This window comes from Frankia sp. R82 (assembly GCF_023716925.1).
Taxonomy (GTDB): domain Bacteria; phylum Actinomycetota; class Actinomycetes; order Frankiales; family Frankiaceae; genus Frankia.
The window spans coordinates 25,902-39,402 of record NZ_JAMQQG010000007.1; the positions used below are offsets into that span (position 1 = coordinate 25,902).

13 protein-coding genes and 1 pseudogene are annotated in these 13,501 nt (G+C 68.0%); 5 read left to right on the forward strand and 9 right to left on the reverse strand.

Annotated elements, in window-relative coordinates; genetic code table 11:
• Positions 1-62 precede the first annotated feature (62 nt).
• Positions 63-2,402: an RNA polymerase recycling motor ATPase HelR gene (helR, locus tag ND747_RS02955; protein WP_251731558.1), complete on the reverse strand. Its 2,340-nt coding sequence runs from the start codon at positions 2,400-2,402 to the stop codon at positions 63-65.
• Between the two features lie 232 nt (positions 2,403-2,634).
• Positions 2,635-3,408 carry an SDR family NAD(P)-dependent oxidoreductase gene (locus ND747_RS02960; RefSeq protein WP_251731560.1) on the reverse strand — a complete coding sequence of 258 codons (774 nt, stop codon included), beginning with the start codon at positions 3,406-3,408 and terminating at the stop codon, positions 2,635-2,637.
• Positions 3,409-4,343: 935 nt separating this feature from the next.
• Here ND747_RS02960 and ND747_RS02965 point away from each other — a divergent pair.
• Positions 4,344-5,708: an alpha/beta hydrolase domain-containing protein gene (locus ND747_RS02965; RefSeq protein ID WP_251731562.1), complete on the forward strand. Its 1,365-nt coding sequence runs from the start codon at positions 4,344-4,346 to the stop codon at positions 5,706-5,708.
• A gap of 373 nt (positions 5,709-6,081) precedes the next feature.
• Here the strand turns inward: ND747_RS02965 and ND747_RS02970 are convergent, their stop codons facing one another.
• Together ND747_RS02970 and ND747_RS02975 are read right to left on the reverse strand one after the other, a co-directional pair.
• Positions 6,082-6,228, reverse strand: a complete 147-nt coding sequence (locus ND747_RS02970) for a hypothetical protein (protein WP_251731564.1) — start codon at positions 6,226-6,228, stop codon at positions 6,082-6,084.
• A gap of 39 nt (positions 6,229-6,267) precedes the next feature.
• Positions 6,268-6,627 (reverse strand): hypothetical protein, encoded by a 360-nt coding sequence (locus ND747_RS02975; protein ID WP_251731566.1) that lies wholly within the window; start codon positions 6,625-6,627, stop codon positions 6,268-6,270.
• Positions 6,628-6,869: 242 nt separating this feature from the next.
• Here ND747_RS02975 and ND747_RS02980 point away from each other — a divergent pair, with 242 nt between their 5' ends.
• Positions 6,870-7,379, forward strand: coding sequence for a GNAT family N-acetyltransferase (locus ND747_RS02980; RefSeq protein ID WP_251731568.1), 510 nt, complete (start codon positions 6,870-6,872; stop codon positions 7,377-7,379).
• A gap of 287 nt (positions 7,380-7,666) precedes the next feature.
• On the opposite strand, the gene ND747_RS02985 is transcribed toward ND747_RS02980, so the two are convergent.
• Positions 7,667-8,599 (reverse strand): helix-turn-helix domain-containing protein, encoded by a 933-nt coding sequence (locus tag ND747_RS02985; protein ID WP_285899889.1) that lies wholly within the window; start codon positions 8,597-8,599, stop codon positions 7,667-7,669.
• 71 nt (positions 8,600-8,670) lie between these two features.
• Here ND747_RS02985 and ND747_RS02990 point away from each other — a divergent pair, with 71 nt between their 5' ends.
• Together ND747_RS02990 and ND747_RS02995 are read left to right on the forward strand one after the other, a co-directional pair.
• The gene (locus ND747_RS02990; RefSeq protein WP_251731571.1) at positions 8,671-9,006 is read left to right on the forward strand and encodes a cupin domain-containing protein; all 336 of its coding nucleotides are present in this window, start codon (positions 8,671-8,673) and stop codon (positions 9,004-9,006) included.
• A 197-nt stretch (positions 9,007-9,203) separates the two neighbouring features.
• Positions 9,204-9,637 (forward strand): annotated as a pseudogene (locus tag ND747_RS02995) (transposase); the annotation flags it as partial.
• Between the two features lie 71 nt (positions 9,638-9,708).
• On the opposite strand, the gene ND747_RS03000 reads toward ND747_RS02995, so the two are convergent.
• Positions 9,709-10,560, reverse strand: a complete 852-nt coding sequence (locus tag ND747_RS03000; protein WP_251731573.1) for a helix-turn-helix domain-containing protein — start codon at positions 10,558-10,560, stop codon at positions 9,709-9,711.
• 125 nt (positions 10,561-10,685) lie between these two features.
• On the opposite strand from ND747_RS03000, the gene ND747_RS03005 reads away from it, so the two are divergent.
• On the forward strand, positions 10,686-11,120 hold the full coding sequence (locus tag ND747_RS03005) for a hypothetical protein (RefSeq protein WP_251731574.1): 435 nt from the start codon (positions 10,686-10,688) through the stop codon (positions 11,118-11,120).
• An 847-nt stretch (positions 11,121-11,967) separates the two neighbouring features.
• On the opposite strand, the gene ND747_RS03010 is transcribed toward ND747_RS03005, so the two are convergent.
• The 3 genes from ND747_RS03010 to ND747_RS03020 all read right to left on the reverse strand — a co-directional run bounded on the left by ND747_RS03010 (position 11,968) and on the right by ND747_RS03020 (position 13,457).
• On the reverse strand, positions 11,968-12,393 hold the full coding sequence (locus ND747_RS03010) for a hypothetical protein (protein WP_251731576.1): 426 nt from the start codon (positions 12,391-12,393) through the stop codon (positions 11,968-11,970).
• Positions 12,394-13,010: 617 nt separating this feature from the next.
• Positions 13,011-13,370: a transposase gene (locus ND747_RS03015; RefSeq protein WP_285899897.1), complete on the reverse strand. Its 360-nt coding sequence runs from the start codon at positions 13,368-13,370 to the stop codon at positions 13,011-13,013.
• A 3-nt stretch (positions 13,371-13,373) separates the two neighbouring features.
• Positions 13,374-13,457, reverse strand: a complete 84-nt coding sequence (locus tag ND747_RS03020; protein WP_251731616.1) for a hypothetical protein — start codon at positions 13,455-13,457, stop codon at positions 13,374-13,376.
• Positions 13,458-13,501: the final 44 nt, after the last annotated feature.

Here is a 13,501-nt window from a genome sequence, read left to right on the forward strand (position 1 = left end):
TGCTCGGCGTCAGTACTCGTCAGAACCCGTCACAACCAGCGCGGCGAGCTCGGCCGGCCGGCTCAGGTGGAGGTGAGCAGCACCAGCTGGCGGGTGGCGCGGGTCATCGCGACATAGCGGTCGACGGCGCCGGTGATGCCATCGCCGAAGCTGTCCGGATCGACCAGCATCACCAGGTCGAACTCGAGGCCCTTCGCCAGAGTCGGCGTCAGTACCTGGACGCGCGGGAACGCCCGCACCTGCGGCGAGGGCTGGAAACCGGCGGCGCCGATCACGCAGGCGGTGCCCTCGGCGTGTTCGTCCAGCCAGCCGGCCAGCATCGGCTCCAGCTCGGCCACGGCGGCCCGGGTGACGGGCAGGCCGCTGGCCCGGATGGACGTCGGCACGTTGGCGTCGGGCAGCGCGGCGCGGATCACCGGTTCGGCCTGGGCCATCACCTCCTGCGGCGTCCGGTAGTTGATGCTCAGACCGGCCAGCCGGATCTCGTCGAACCCGACCCGTCCCAGGCGTTGTTGCCACGACTCGGTGAAGCCGTTGCGGGCCTGGGCCCGGTCGCCGACGACGGTGAAACTGCGCGACGGGCAACGGGCGAGCAGCATCTGCCACTGCACGTCGGTGAGTTCCTGCGCCTCGTCGACGACGATGTGCGCGAACGGCCCGGCGAGCAGGTCGGCGTCGGTGCGGGGCAGCGCGTCGGCGTCGACCAGGGCATCGCGCATGTCCTGGCCCATCAGCATGGTCGCCACCCCCTCGAAGTCGTCCTCGGCGGCGAGCAGGCCGTCGACGACATGGGACATCCGTTCCTGCTCGGCCGCGGCGGCGGACGCCTGCTCCCGGCGCCGCCGGGCGGCCTGCGGATCACCGAGTCGCTGACGGGCCAGGTCGAGCAACGGCAGGTCGGCGCTCGTCCACGCCCGGGCGTCGGCGCGCTGCAGTGCCGCGACCTCCTGCCGGCTCAGCCACGGCGCGCACCTGTGCAGGTAGGCGGGCACGGACCACAGGTCGGCGACGATGTCGGGCGCGTCGAGCAGCGGCCAGGCCCGCGCGAACGCGGTGCGAAACCCCCGGTCACGCAGCAGCGCCGCCCGCAGCGCAGGGGCGGGAATCTCCTCGTAGCCGTCACCGTCCGGGTCGCCGATCCGGACGTCGGCGAACTTCTCCGCGAGGACGGTGAGCAGCTCCTCGAGGACCTGGTCGCGTGCCTCGTTGTGCGGAACACCGGCCTGCGCCGCGTCGAACCCCTGCGCCCAGTCATCGGCGGTGAGCCGGACATCCGACCACGGGGTCGAGATCGTCAGCGTGACGGTCGGCGGTTCCTCGTAGAAGGTGGCGGCACCGTCCATCGCCTCCACCCACCGTGCCGACGCCTTCAGCCGCTTCACCAGTCCGTCGTCGGTCCCGTCGTCGGTCCCGTCGTCGGTCCCGTCGTCGGTCACATCAGGGATGCCGGCGCTTTCGGGAACGCCGGCGCTCTCGGGGACGAGGTCGCGCAGGGTGCAGGTCTGCACGCCCTCTTCGCCAAGGCTCGGCAGGACGTCGGCGGTGTAGCCGAGGTAGGGCTGGTGCGGGCCGACGACCAGCACCCCGCCGCGCTGGCGCTGGCGCAGCCGCGGGTCGGAGTAGAGCAGGTAGGCGGCGCGGTGCAGCGCCACGACGGTCTTGCCGGTCCCGGGGCCGCCGTCCACGACGAGCGCGCCGCGCGACCCGGCCCGGATGATCGCGTCCTGGTCGGCCTGGATGGTGCCCAGCACGTCCCGCATCCGGGGCGAGCGGCTGGCGCCGAGGCTCGCGATGAAGGCGGACTGGTCGTCGAGCGCGGCGTGTCCCTTGAGTGCGCCGTCCCCGTCGATGACGTCCGCGGTGAAGACCTCCTCCCAGTAGTCGGTGATCCGGCCGAGGGTCCAGCGGTAGCGGCGCCGGCTCGCCAGCCCCATCGGGTTGGCGTGGGTCGCGCCGAAGAACGGCTCGGCCGCGGGGGAGCGCCAGTCGAGCAGCAACCGCCGCCCCGCACTGTCGAGCAGACCGAGCCGCCCGATGTAGACCGGCCCGTCCTGCCCGGGATCGTCGGTGTCGTCGAGCGCGCCGGCGCCGTCGCTCTCGGCCCCCGCGCCGACGTCGGCGCGGACCATCCGGCCGAGGCACAGGTCCAGGCCGAAGCGGCTCAGGGTGCCCAGGCGGGCGGTGAGGCGATGCACCTCCAGGTCGCGATCCATCGCCGCCTGGCCCTTGCCGCCGGGACCGCGCCGTGCCGCGACGAGACGCTCGGTGAGCTCGGCGATCTGCCGTTCGAGGGTGGCCGCGATCGCGGCGAAGTGCCGATCGTCGTCACCCACCAGGCCCTCGTCGGCCTTGGCCGCGAGATGCTCGGGAAGGTCGAACGCGCTGGTGGTGAGGGAGTTCAACAGCGTCAGCTCCAGCTTTCGGTCGAAGGTCGCGCACGACCACTGCGCGCGGGCCCGGCGCCCGCGTGGCCACGGGCACCAGCCACGGCTGGCGATTCTGCGGCATCCACTGGGTCTTGCGGCAAGCCCCCCACCGTGCTATAGCTTAGAAGTGGCCAGGAGTGCCAGTTCCTCCGGTCAGGTGATCAGACCGGCCAGATGATCGGCTCGGCCGGGTCGGGTGGTGGACCGGTCAGGTGACGGAGAAGCCGCCGTCGACGAACAGGGTCTGGCCGGTGACGTAGGCGGCGGCCGGGCCGGCGAGGAAGACGGCGGCGCCCGCGAAGTCCGAGAGTTCACCGTTGCGCCCGATCATCGTGCGGGCGGCCAGCGCCTCGGCCCGTCGAGGGTCCTCGAAGACGGCCGCGGTCATCGGTGTGCGGACGAACCCGGGTGCGATCGCGTTGCAGCACACGCCGTTTTTCGACCAGGCCTCGGCCTGCGATCTGGTCAGCGCCGCGACACCCGCCTTGGACACCCCGTACGCCCCGCTGTTCCCGAACGCCCGGATCGTCTGCTGCGACGCCAGATTGATGATCCTTCCCCAACCACGGTCCGCCATTGCCGGACCGTACCGGCGGCCCAGCAGAAAAGGCGCGTCGAGGTTCACGGCCATCGTGAGATCCCACTCGTCGTCGGTCAGGTCGTCGAACGGCGGTCGCAGGTTCACGCCCGCCGAGGTGACGAGAATGTCCGGCTCCCCGAACGGCTCGGCCGCACGCTCGGCCGCCCGGCGCAGCTGCGCACGATCCGCCAGATCGCAGGAAAATCCCTCCGCGTCGTCACCTGCGTCTCGAAGCTCCGCCACCACGGCTGCCAGCGCATCGTCCCGGCGGCCCAGCGCGACCACCCGCGCCCCCGCCCGCCCGAGCGCGACCGCGATGGCCCGCCCGATCCCGGACGTCGCCCCGGTCACCACCGCAGTGCGTCCCTGCAGGGAGAACAGGTCGACCAGGAACTCGCCCATCAGTGGTCCTCTCGTTGGGCCCGCGCGGATCGTGTCGACCGCGGGTAACTGCCACTGGAAGCCATCGGTGCTGGCGTCACGTTGTGCCGCCCGGCCGCCAAGGCCGGACGAGGCCACCCCGCAGGCACTCCCACCAGGCCTGATTCTGGTGTGACCAGGGCTGCATCGGGTGCGGATGGCCAGGGCGCAGCGGGGCCGGAGTCGAGATTCCGGCGCCGGCAAGAACCTCCTGGCGGAAACTGGCGATGTCGACCATGAGCACGGCCGGCTCGGCCGCCGCGGTCAACCATCGCACAGCCTCGCCGTTTCTCCCGGGGTCGGACCACGACACGTCGGGCTCCTCCCGCAGAGGGTGATGGCCGCCGGTACGGAGAGTTCTACCAGAGTGGGAAGGCGTCGGGATGCTCGCTTTCCTGGCTTCCTGCTGGCCGTCGGTGGTCAGTGCTCGTGGGTGGTGAACGCTCGGCGGATGATGCTGCTTCTGCTGGCTGACCGGGCCGCGACCGCGTCGGGCTCGGCCAAAGCCGGGTCGGGACCATCGCGCCCCAGTACGCAGCCGCCAGCAGTCGCGTTCCGGTCCCGCCCACTACCGTTTCGGTACGCGGATTCTTGGTTCCGGGCATATCGCGAGTTTTTCGCTCACCGCGCACCGTCATTTGTTCGGACCCTCGTTCCGGCATCAGACCTTCGTGCCATTGACGCAGAGACCGGCATCACGGTAGAAACCGTCTACCCGTCGGTAATATCCGATGTCCGCGGTGGATCATTGGATTCTGATGCAGGGAGAACTGATGTCCCGAATGCGTTCTGCCGCGGCCGCGGCAGCAGTCGCGATAGGCTTGGTCATGGTCGGTGCCTGTGCGCCGGGAGGCCCACCGTCAGCGGTGTCGGCGGCGGCGGAAAATCATTTATCGCATCCCGCACCCACCGCCGTCGTGCCGACCATACAAGGTCCCATTGCGAATCCACGCCAGACGGACTACGCCAGCTACCCGTTGGACAAAATCGGCTACGCGGAATCAGAATTTTTCTTCTCCGGGACCGCCAGGGCATATTCTTCCGCGACCGCACTCGCCTCGGACGGTAAGTGGAAGGTGCAGCCCGGGGCGTCCGCGGCCTACCGGTCCCGGCTGACCGTCCTGCAGCCGACCGACCCGGCGAAGTTCAGCGGAAACGTCGTGGTCGAATGGTTCAACGTCACCTCCGGCCAGGACGCGAGTCCGGACTGGGCGTACGGTCACGACGAGATCGTCCGTAACGGCGATGTCTATGTCGGTGTCTCGGCGCAGGAGGGCGGCGTCAACCAGCTGAAGAAAGGGGACCCCGACCGCTACGGCACGCTGGTACACCCGGGTGACAGCTTCGCCTACGACATCTTCTCCCAGGCCGGCATGGCGGTGCGCGCCCGCACGGCGACCCTGTTGCCCGGGCTGGCTCCCACAGTGATCCTCGGCGACGGCCAGTCGCAGTCCGCGACCGCCCTCACCACCTACGTCAATGCCGTCGCGCCGACGGCCAACGTCTTCGATGGCTACCTCATCCACAGCCGGGCCGGCACCCCGTTGGCGCTTTCCCAGTCGCCGCAGACCAGGATCAGCGCGCCGTCGGGGACGCGGATCAGGGATGACCTGGCGGTACCGGTGTTCGAGCTGCAGACCGAGACCGACGTGCTGGGAATCATGCACTTCCTCCCGGCAAGGCAGCCGGACACTGGTCGGTTGCGACTATGGGAGGTGGCCGGCACAGCACACGTCGACACCTATGTCGCGGTGCAGTCGACCAACGACGACACCGGCTGGGGTTCCGATCTTGCCCAGTTCGCGTCGATGAGCTCCCCACCGTCCGGTCTGAACGTGACCCTGCAGTCGGGACCGCTCAAGCTGAGCTGCTCGGGAAATCTGAACACCAGCCAGCACCACTACGTCTACCAGACCGCCCTGCACGATCTCGCCGTCTGGGTACGGACCGGTACCGAGCCGCCGCACATGCCGCCGCTCACGGTCGACACGTCAGGGTCGCAGCCGGTCTTCTCACTCGATGCCGATGGTAACGTCCTGGGCGGAGTTCGCACGCCGGCCGTCGATGCTCCGGTCGCCACCCTCAGCGGCCTGCCGGTCAAATCGACACTGGATTTCTGCATCTTCTTTGGGCAGACGCATCCGCTGACACCCGGCAGGCTTTCCGCCCTCTATCCGACACACCAGGACTTCGTGCAGAAGTGGAAAAGCGCCGTGGCCAGCGCTCTGAGCGCCGGCGCGCTGCTGCCCGCTGACGCCAGGATTCTCACCGACGTGGTCTGACGTTTTCCGGCGGTTTCCGGCGCCCACCATAGCGGCGGAAACCGCCTGCTGCGGCTGTTCCCGCCGCTATGGTGGACCGTCACAGGTTTACCGGGGCGTGGTCAGCGGGAATTCTGCGGACCGCCAGGGCAAGCTGCAGGCACAGCCGGCCGGCGGGCTCGCGGACGGGTCACCCGAGGGCGACCTCGGCCTGGGAAAGGCCGGCCTGCAGGGTGCAATGGTGCACGTTCGGCAGTCGGGTGGCACCTTGGGCGGCTGGTGTCGGCCGGCGAAGCCTCGCAGACCGCGCTGACGGTTGTGGAGATGGTCGTGGTCGTGGGGTGTCAGCGAAGGAGCGCCACCGTGAGCGAGTCGATTCCGGTACCGGCGAGTGTCAGCGAGGCTGCGTCAGTTCCTGCGTCCGGGGTCCGATCTTCTTCAGGTAACCCGCCGTGACAACCAGGTTGATCCGGTGCTCGTGCAGCAGCGCGTACATGGCGGTATCGAGCTGGCCGGGACCGGGATAGGTGGCTCCTGACATGTGCACTGCCGAAATGGAACGGGCATACGCAGCTGGACGCTACTGGCCGAACGTGTAACGCAGATTGGCATTGATCAGCTGGTTCAGGCGCTTGCGCAGGTGGCCGGAGTTGCTCTGGTCCGGGACCGGCTCGTCCACGTACAACGTCCAGCGCAGATCTGTGCCGCTGTCCTGGCTGCGCGGGAGGTGGAAGTGGACGGTCGCGTCCGGCCTACGTGGCCACAGCGACGACCAGACCAGCCAGGTGGGGGACGCGGCAGACAACACCTGGGGTCGTTGTTCGTCGCCGAGCAGAATCAGCCAGGGGCGAGCCGGGTCACGATCGGGCTCGGTGAGCGCCTCGAAGATCACATGCGGTGGTGCTGGCTGATTTCGACGCCGACTCCCGATCTCGATCACACGATCAGTTTAGGCTTCCACGAAACTCCGCCGGCCGGCGATCTCGTGGGTGCAGCTCGCACCTGCCCCTTGCCATCCGGTGTTCTGTTCGTGGTTGGCAGCCATGTCCGGCTGGGTGATTGCCGGTGAGAGGGCGGCCACCCGCACATGCTCGATGGCTGGTGCTGCCGGATCGGCAGTTCTGGCCGGCTACGAAAGGATCTGCGATAACCGCCGTCGACCCGCAGCCGGATCCGCGCGAGATGATCACATATGTCGAGATGACCTCGCGCTGTCAGCTACGTCCCGCACCGGTGAATCCCCTGGTGGCCTTCGAGCTACTCCAGCCCGGCTCACCGCTGGTCCGTTCCGCGACACTGCGGGTGGGCTCGCCGCACCGCTGGCCGAGCCTCACCTGGTCGGACGGCCAGTGGGCGGCCCGGCTGGCCGATCCCTGGCGCCACTGGTGGATCATCCGATGGGATGGCGAGGTTGCCGGGATCGCCGAAGTCAGGGTCCATGTGCCGGACGAGGTCGAAATAGCGACCTTCGGGCTCGTCCCCGAGTTCGTCGGCTCCGGGTTCGGTGGTTACGCCCTTACCCTCACCACCGAAGCGGCGTGGAGCATCCCGCTTCCGAGCCAGCGGGGAGTGCGCCGAGTCTGGCTGCACACCTCGACGCTCGACCATCCACATGCCCTGCCGAACTATTTGCGCCGTGGCTTTCGACCGTTCCACGTCGAAGTCCGGGAAGACCCGACGGACGCCCGGTGAAGGCGCGGATCCTGTTCTGGGTCGACGGCAGCGACATCACCAGGATCGCTGGCTACGGACTGTGCCGCCGACCACGAACCGCGGTCAGGTGATGTGGGTGCGAAGGGTGCCCTCAGGACAGCCAGAAATGATCAGTTTTTCGGCAGAACGGTGCCGAACCTTCTGGTGGGAGCTGGCGCACCGGCAAGGACCCAGACCCTGCATTCGTGGACCAGGAGATCACCGGTGGTTCGGCCGTAGACGCCCGCAGCCGTCCAACCGCACAGATCTCGCTCCTGTCGTGGGTGTTACGGGTTCCGGAACGCCCGCCGGTGGGCACTGGGAGTCGTTCCTACCTGGGCGCGGAAACGGCGTCGTAGATTGACAGCAGAGCAGAGGCCGACACGGGCCGCGATCGCCTCGACCGACAGGTCTGTCTCCTCAAGCAAGGTGCGCGCCGCGCTCACCCGGCGGGAGAGCAGCCACGCACCCGGGCTGGTTCCGAGCCGGTCGGCGAAGCGGCGAGCCAGGGTCCGGGGCGAGACGCTGAGGTGCGCGGCCAGGTCGCTCACCGAAAGCGGTGTGCCGAGGCGCGCGCCAGCCCAGTCGAGCAGGTCATCGAGTTCGTCCCTGGGGGCGTGCGGTGGCCGGTACCGTGCCTGGCCGCCCTGGTGGGGCGACATCGCCATGTGGCGCGAGAGAAGGGCGGCGTGCGCGGCGCCGTGGTCCTGGCGGACCAGGTGCAGGCACAGATCGATGCCCGCACCTGCGCCGGCACTGGTGGCGACGTCACCGTGATCCACGAAGGGTCTGTCGGGCTCCACGGGTATCCCGGGAAACTCCCGTCGTAGCTGTTCGGCGCGCGCGGGGTGGGCGGTGGCTGCGCGGCCGTCCAGCAGTCCGGTACGGGCAAGGGCGAAGACCCCGGAGCAGATCGTCACCAACCGCGCCCCACGTGCGTGGGCCGCAAGCAGCGCGCCGCGTACCGCGGCGGACAGCGGCGTTTCCACCGGCAGCCAGCCCGGGATGATCACGGTGTTCGCGGCCTCGAGCGCCGATAGGTCCTGTGACACGGTCATCGTGTACCCGCCGGTGGTCGGCACGGGGCCCGGTGTCTGTGCGCACACCGCGAACTCGTAGTGCTGTGGCACCCCGAGGCGTGCCGTGCCGAAGACCTCGACGGCGCAGCCGAGCTCGAATGTCGACTGCACTGGTCGCACCAGGGCCACCACGCGATGCATGGCAGGAAAGTACCCGGTCGTGTCCCTGCGGACGCTGTCGTGTCGCGTCCGCGCACGTCAACGTGGTGGGTGTGCATCCGCAGATTCTTGCCCAGGAGGGCTACATCGCTGTCTTGGCAGACGACTGCCCGGTCCGCGACCTTTTCCCCGGTATCCGGCTGCGTCCACTGTGGCGGGGGCCGTCCGGTGCGCACGCGGGTCTACTGGAGATGGACCCGGGCGCCTGTTGGCCGCGTCGCGATGTCCACGAGCCCGGTCCGGAAGAGGTCTATGTGGTCGCCGGTACTTTCCACGACGGCGCGCGTGACTATCCGGCCGGCACGTTCCTGCATGCCCCGGCCGGGTCATGGCATGTGCCCGCGACGACCACCGGCTGCACGCTGTTCCTCTTCTACCCGGCGGGCTGAGGCCGATCTGGCGCAGAAACCTAAGGCTCGGCCTGGTGGCACGCAATATCGCGAAGGAGGTCAAGACGCCGCTGGCACCGCATCGTGAGGTGCGCTACAGCCGGAAGGGGCGCGCTGGCATGGTGAAATTCTTTAATTTGACCGCTGAATCCACGGGGCAAGGAAAATGGGGCCTTGTCCATGGACATCCGCCGGCTCGGTTCATCGTCGTGGACACCCTCGGACTGCTGCTGACGGTGCTCGTTGTTCCGGCCAGCCGTCAGGACCACGATGGCGCCCGCCAGCTGCTGGTCGACCCTACTTCACCACCCCCAGCCGCCGGTCTCTGTTCGCAGACGGCGGGTTCGCCGGACGGTTCGTCACCTGGGCCTCCACCGTCGTGAAGACCACCATCGAGATCGTCCGGAAGAAGGACGGGCAGAAAGGCTTCCACCCGCTCCCGAAACGCGGGGTTGTGGAACGCGCCCTGGCGTGGATCACCGGACATCGCCGCCTCGCCCGGGACTACGAACGCGACTCGGCCAGCTCTGCCGCCTTCGCGCACTGGGCCATGATCCGCACGATGGTCCGCCAGCTCGCCCGGCGAACCCCGGTCTCCCGCTGGACGCTACGGACGACCCACGAGAACTGAAAGCGATCAAGATTCAGGACGGGCACTCAGAAGGCGGCTGGCGCCGGGCTGGCGACACAGACGGCAGAAGGTCACGCCGACTCGGCGAGTCGACGAAGGATCTGGGCCGTCGACTCGTCCAATGGGTGAAACGACTCGACGGCCAAATCGGAGAGCGTGATGTCCGCCGGAGCACCAACCGTAGCGATCATGCTGAACATGGACATGACGCCGAACGGCGTGCGTATCCGCAACGGCACGACGACTCCAGCGGAGGCCGGGTCCGGTGGCGGGACCGGTAGCGCTGCCTCTCCGCTCGGTAGCGAGTAGGCGGACACCTCCTCGTACAACGCCCGCAGGTCGGCGTTGCCGGTGGCGGTGACCTGGTGGAGGAGTCGGCCGATCGCGTGCGCGCGCACGTCAGGAAAATTGAGGCATTGTGAGGCCAGGCCGTCGGGATGCAGGATGAGCCGCATCACGTTGGCTCCTGGATCCGTCAGATGCGCCGGAACGCTGGCCAACAGCACCGACATGGCACGATTGCTTTCTACGACGTCCCAGTTCTGGTCGATCACGGTCGCTGGGTAGGGTTCGTGGCCGGCGAGGAGAGCGTTCAGTGCCGCGCGGACCATCATCATCTGGTCGCTGTCCAGCGAGCTCCCCTGGAATACCGGCGCATATCCGGCAGCGAGCAGCAGGTTGTTGCGCTCCTGAAGCGGCACGTCCAGGTATTCGGCCAGGCGCAGCACCATCGCCCGACTCGGTCGTGACCGGCCGGTCTCGACGCACGACAGGTGCCGAGTCGACGTGCCGGCTATCAGGGCGAGATCGAGTTGACTCAGCTTCCTGCGCCGGCGCCAGGTGCGCAGCAACTGCCCAACCCCGATGGTGGGGCCGGACGGCGAGGGGACTCCAGCTTCCATGTACTCAACGTATCCAGCCATGACCGAATCTTGACCTGGGAGGTCATGGATTCCCCTGCGGAACCTTGCCATGCTGCTCGTCGCTCCCAGCGAACACATGCCGCAGAAATAGGAGAAGACCTGCGATGGCTACTCGCACGGCGCCTGTGACCGACCCGACCGAGCGGCACGACCCCGCCCGGTTGCTGCGCCTTGTCCTGCGCATCGACAGCGGTAGTACCGCGGTGATGGGCGTCGTCCTGATCGCGGCCAGCAGCCTGCTGGTATCTCCCACCGGGATTCCGGTCGCATTCTCGGTCGGATTCGGGCTCTATCAGCTGGCCGGCGCGACCGCACTTTTCTTCGTCGCGACCAGGCCGACGATTCCGTCTGTTCTCGGGTGGGCCGTCGTCGGTCTGAACATCGTGTCCGGGCTCGGTTGCCTGGTGGTGGCGGTCGCCGACCTGGTATCGCTCACCACCTTTGGTATCGTCTTTATGATTATCGGAGCGATGGTTGTGGCGGTCTACGCGGTGCTCGAGTACGCCGGAATCAGGCGAATGATCGAATCCGGTGGCGGCCGGGCGTTTAAGGCTCGATGACCGGCCAGTGGCACGCGGATCTAACGACGGCATGGGCTGTCGACAGCGCCAGCAGCCCGCCAAGGAACAGCCACGGAGTCCCTAGCTTCCCTGGATCTTCCAGGCACCTCCGTGCATACGCCGGGTACGGCGACCCAACGTGGCCAGTCCGCTGGAGCCCAGCGGGTGTCTCACCCGAGACTGACGCAGAGGGGGCGATACCGGCGGCCGGCCGTCGGCCGTCCGCCTCCCGGTACGGGCTCGACCTCACGCGCCGCCCCGGCTGGCTCACGAAGATCTTCGCCATCTGCTGGCCGAGGCCTGGCGGCGCCGAGACCCGCACAGCGATGTGAGGAAAGTGCTCGCGCACGGCCCGCGCAACCCATTGGGCAAGCGGGTTTGAGCACCTCCTCACACGCCGGTGGCGGACCGCGATCAGCCGAGCTCGTTGGCCGCGCGCTCTGTGGCGTACACCGCCATCAGCGCATTGACGTAGTCAGCCAGGCGCGTCGTCTTGGGCTGCCACCACGAGTCGCACGAAAGAGACTTTAGTCACTCGCTAGTGGGCGGAGCGGCTCGGCTGTCGCGACCTGACCGAAATGCTCGGACCAGCTCAGGGGCGTCGCGTCAAACCGCGCGTCACACGAGACCGACGTGCCTCCGTTTTCCACCGCTCGCGAAAGGGTGCGATGAAGCAGGGCCAACGACGGGAGGCTCCGCGACCCGGTGACAGGTACGGAGAGTGAGGCCGACAGGGGGCCGCCTGAGGCGTCCCGCAGTACCGTCCGTCAGGCCACCAGCGGCACCCCAGCCAACCCTGACACTCAACCCGGCCCGGCCCATCCCCATCGATGCCGCGCGACGTGCCTCAGGAGTCAGGCCTGTCAGCCGTCCAAGAGATGCCCTCCAGGTCCAGGCCTGCCGGCGGAAATGATCTCCGATTGGGGCCGCGTCGTTCGGCAAGACAGATCTTGCCTTTTATTGACCGTTCGAGCCGGAGCTCAACGAGCGACAGGGACATGTCCGACTCGAAACTTTCCTCAATCTGCATGATGATGTGTTCCAATCGGGCTTCATCGCGCGCATCCCTCTGCGTATAGAAAAGTGCAATGACGTTTTTCTCGGTTAGCTCATCGAAGTACCTTTCCAGAAGATTCAATGTAAGTGTGACGCGAACAGATCGACCCTCGCCATGAAGATCGAATGTGCCGGCTGCAGGATTCAGGTCAGAAAGCTGGTGCCGGCGCCCAAGGGTTTCGGCAATGGCATCGAAGATTGCCTCCTTGTCGACCATATAAACCTCCGCCATTCGTGGCACTCGTCACGACGGGCCGCTTGTCGGCGTGTAGCTAAGCAAAGAATCCTCGCCGACAGGAGAGGCGTCGACAAGGACCGATCAGGATCTGTCGGGCAAGGTTCTTTCTGGCATGCTATCGCGCGGTCGGAGGATCTGGAGCTACCGGGCAGCTAACTCGGGCTGTTCCTCCAGGAGTTTTCCTGATCTTGATGCGAGGGTGTGCCCGCGCCGAGAAGGCGCCTCCGGGCTGGGACGATGCGCGCGTCTAGCCCGAGACTGACACAGCGAACTCCTGCGGACTGTTGCGCGACCAACAAACCTGCCAAAATGCGAAACCTCAGGTCAGACCGCCTACGATGTGGCCGCGGCCTTCATCTGTTGCTTGAAGTCGCGGGCCGTAGGAAGGGGGTCGGGTCCGGCGATACCGGCGGCCGGCCGTCGGCCGTCCGCCTCCCGGTACGGGCTCGACCTCACGCGCCGCCCCGGCTGGCTCACGAAGATCTTCGCCATCTGCTGGCCGAGGCCTGGCGGCGCCGAGACCCGCACAGCGATGTGAGGAAAGTGCTCGCGCACGGCCCGCGCAACCCATTGGGCAAGCGGGTTTGAGCACCTCCTCACACGCCGGTGGCGGACCGCGGTAGCCAGTACACGCATAGCCAGTCCGCGTGGCTGTGGACGAATGCGCGGACGGTGTGGGCGTGATGGCCGGGCAGGTTGTCCCACACCACCATGATCTTCCCGTTGAGCTGGTGGTGCGCGGCGGTCACCAACCGGATGAAGTCGGCGGCGACGAAGCCCTTCTGCTCGCCACGGCAGCCCCGGTGGACCAGCAGCCGGTAGATCAGCCGAGGCCGCCGGCCGGGGCGGACACGGACCATCCCGGCGAGCGAGACCCGCGCAGAACACCGGCCGGACACCGTCACGACCGGGGTGCGGCCACGCCGTGCCCCGGTCCGACCCTTCGGCGGCCTCAGCCCCTATTGGCCGTCGGTGCCGACCCGGCGTACCCGGTGGTTGCCCCCGTCGGCGATGTAGAGGGTGCCGGTGTGGTCGAGCGCCACGCTGTTCGGATTCCCGAGTTGGGCGTGGGTGGCTGGGCCGCCGT

Excerpts from the sequence above, each read along its gene's own strand:
- ND747_RS02960 (WP_251731560.1), bottom strand. The coding sequence starts at position 3,408 with ATGGGCGAGTTCCTGGTCGACCTGTTCTCCCTGCAGGGACGCACTGCG.
- ND747_RS02970 (WP_251731564.1), bottom strand. The coding sequence starts at position 6,228 with ATGTCAGGAGCCACCTATCCCGGTCCCGGCCAGCTCGATACCGCCATG.
- ND747_RS02980 (WP_251731568.1), top strand. The coding sequence starts at position 6,870 with ATGATCACATATGTCGAGATGACCTCGCGCTGTCAGCTACGTCCCGCA.
- ND747_RS02985 (WP_285899889.1), bottom strand. The coding sequence starts at position 8,599 with ATGCATCGCGTGGTGGCCCTGGTGCGACCAGTGCAGTCGACATTCGAG.
- ND747_RS03000 (WP_251731573.1), bottom strand. The coding sequence starts at position 10,560 with ATGGCTGGATACGTTGAGTACATGGAAGCTGGAGTCCCCTCGCCGTCC.
- ND747_RS03010 (WP_251731576.1), bottom strand. The coding sequence starts at position 12,393 with ATGGTCGACAAGGAGGCAATCTTCGATGCCATTGCCGAAACCCTTGGG.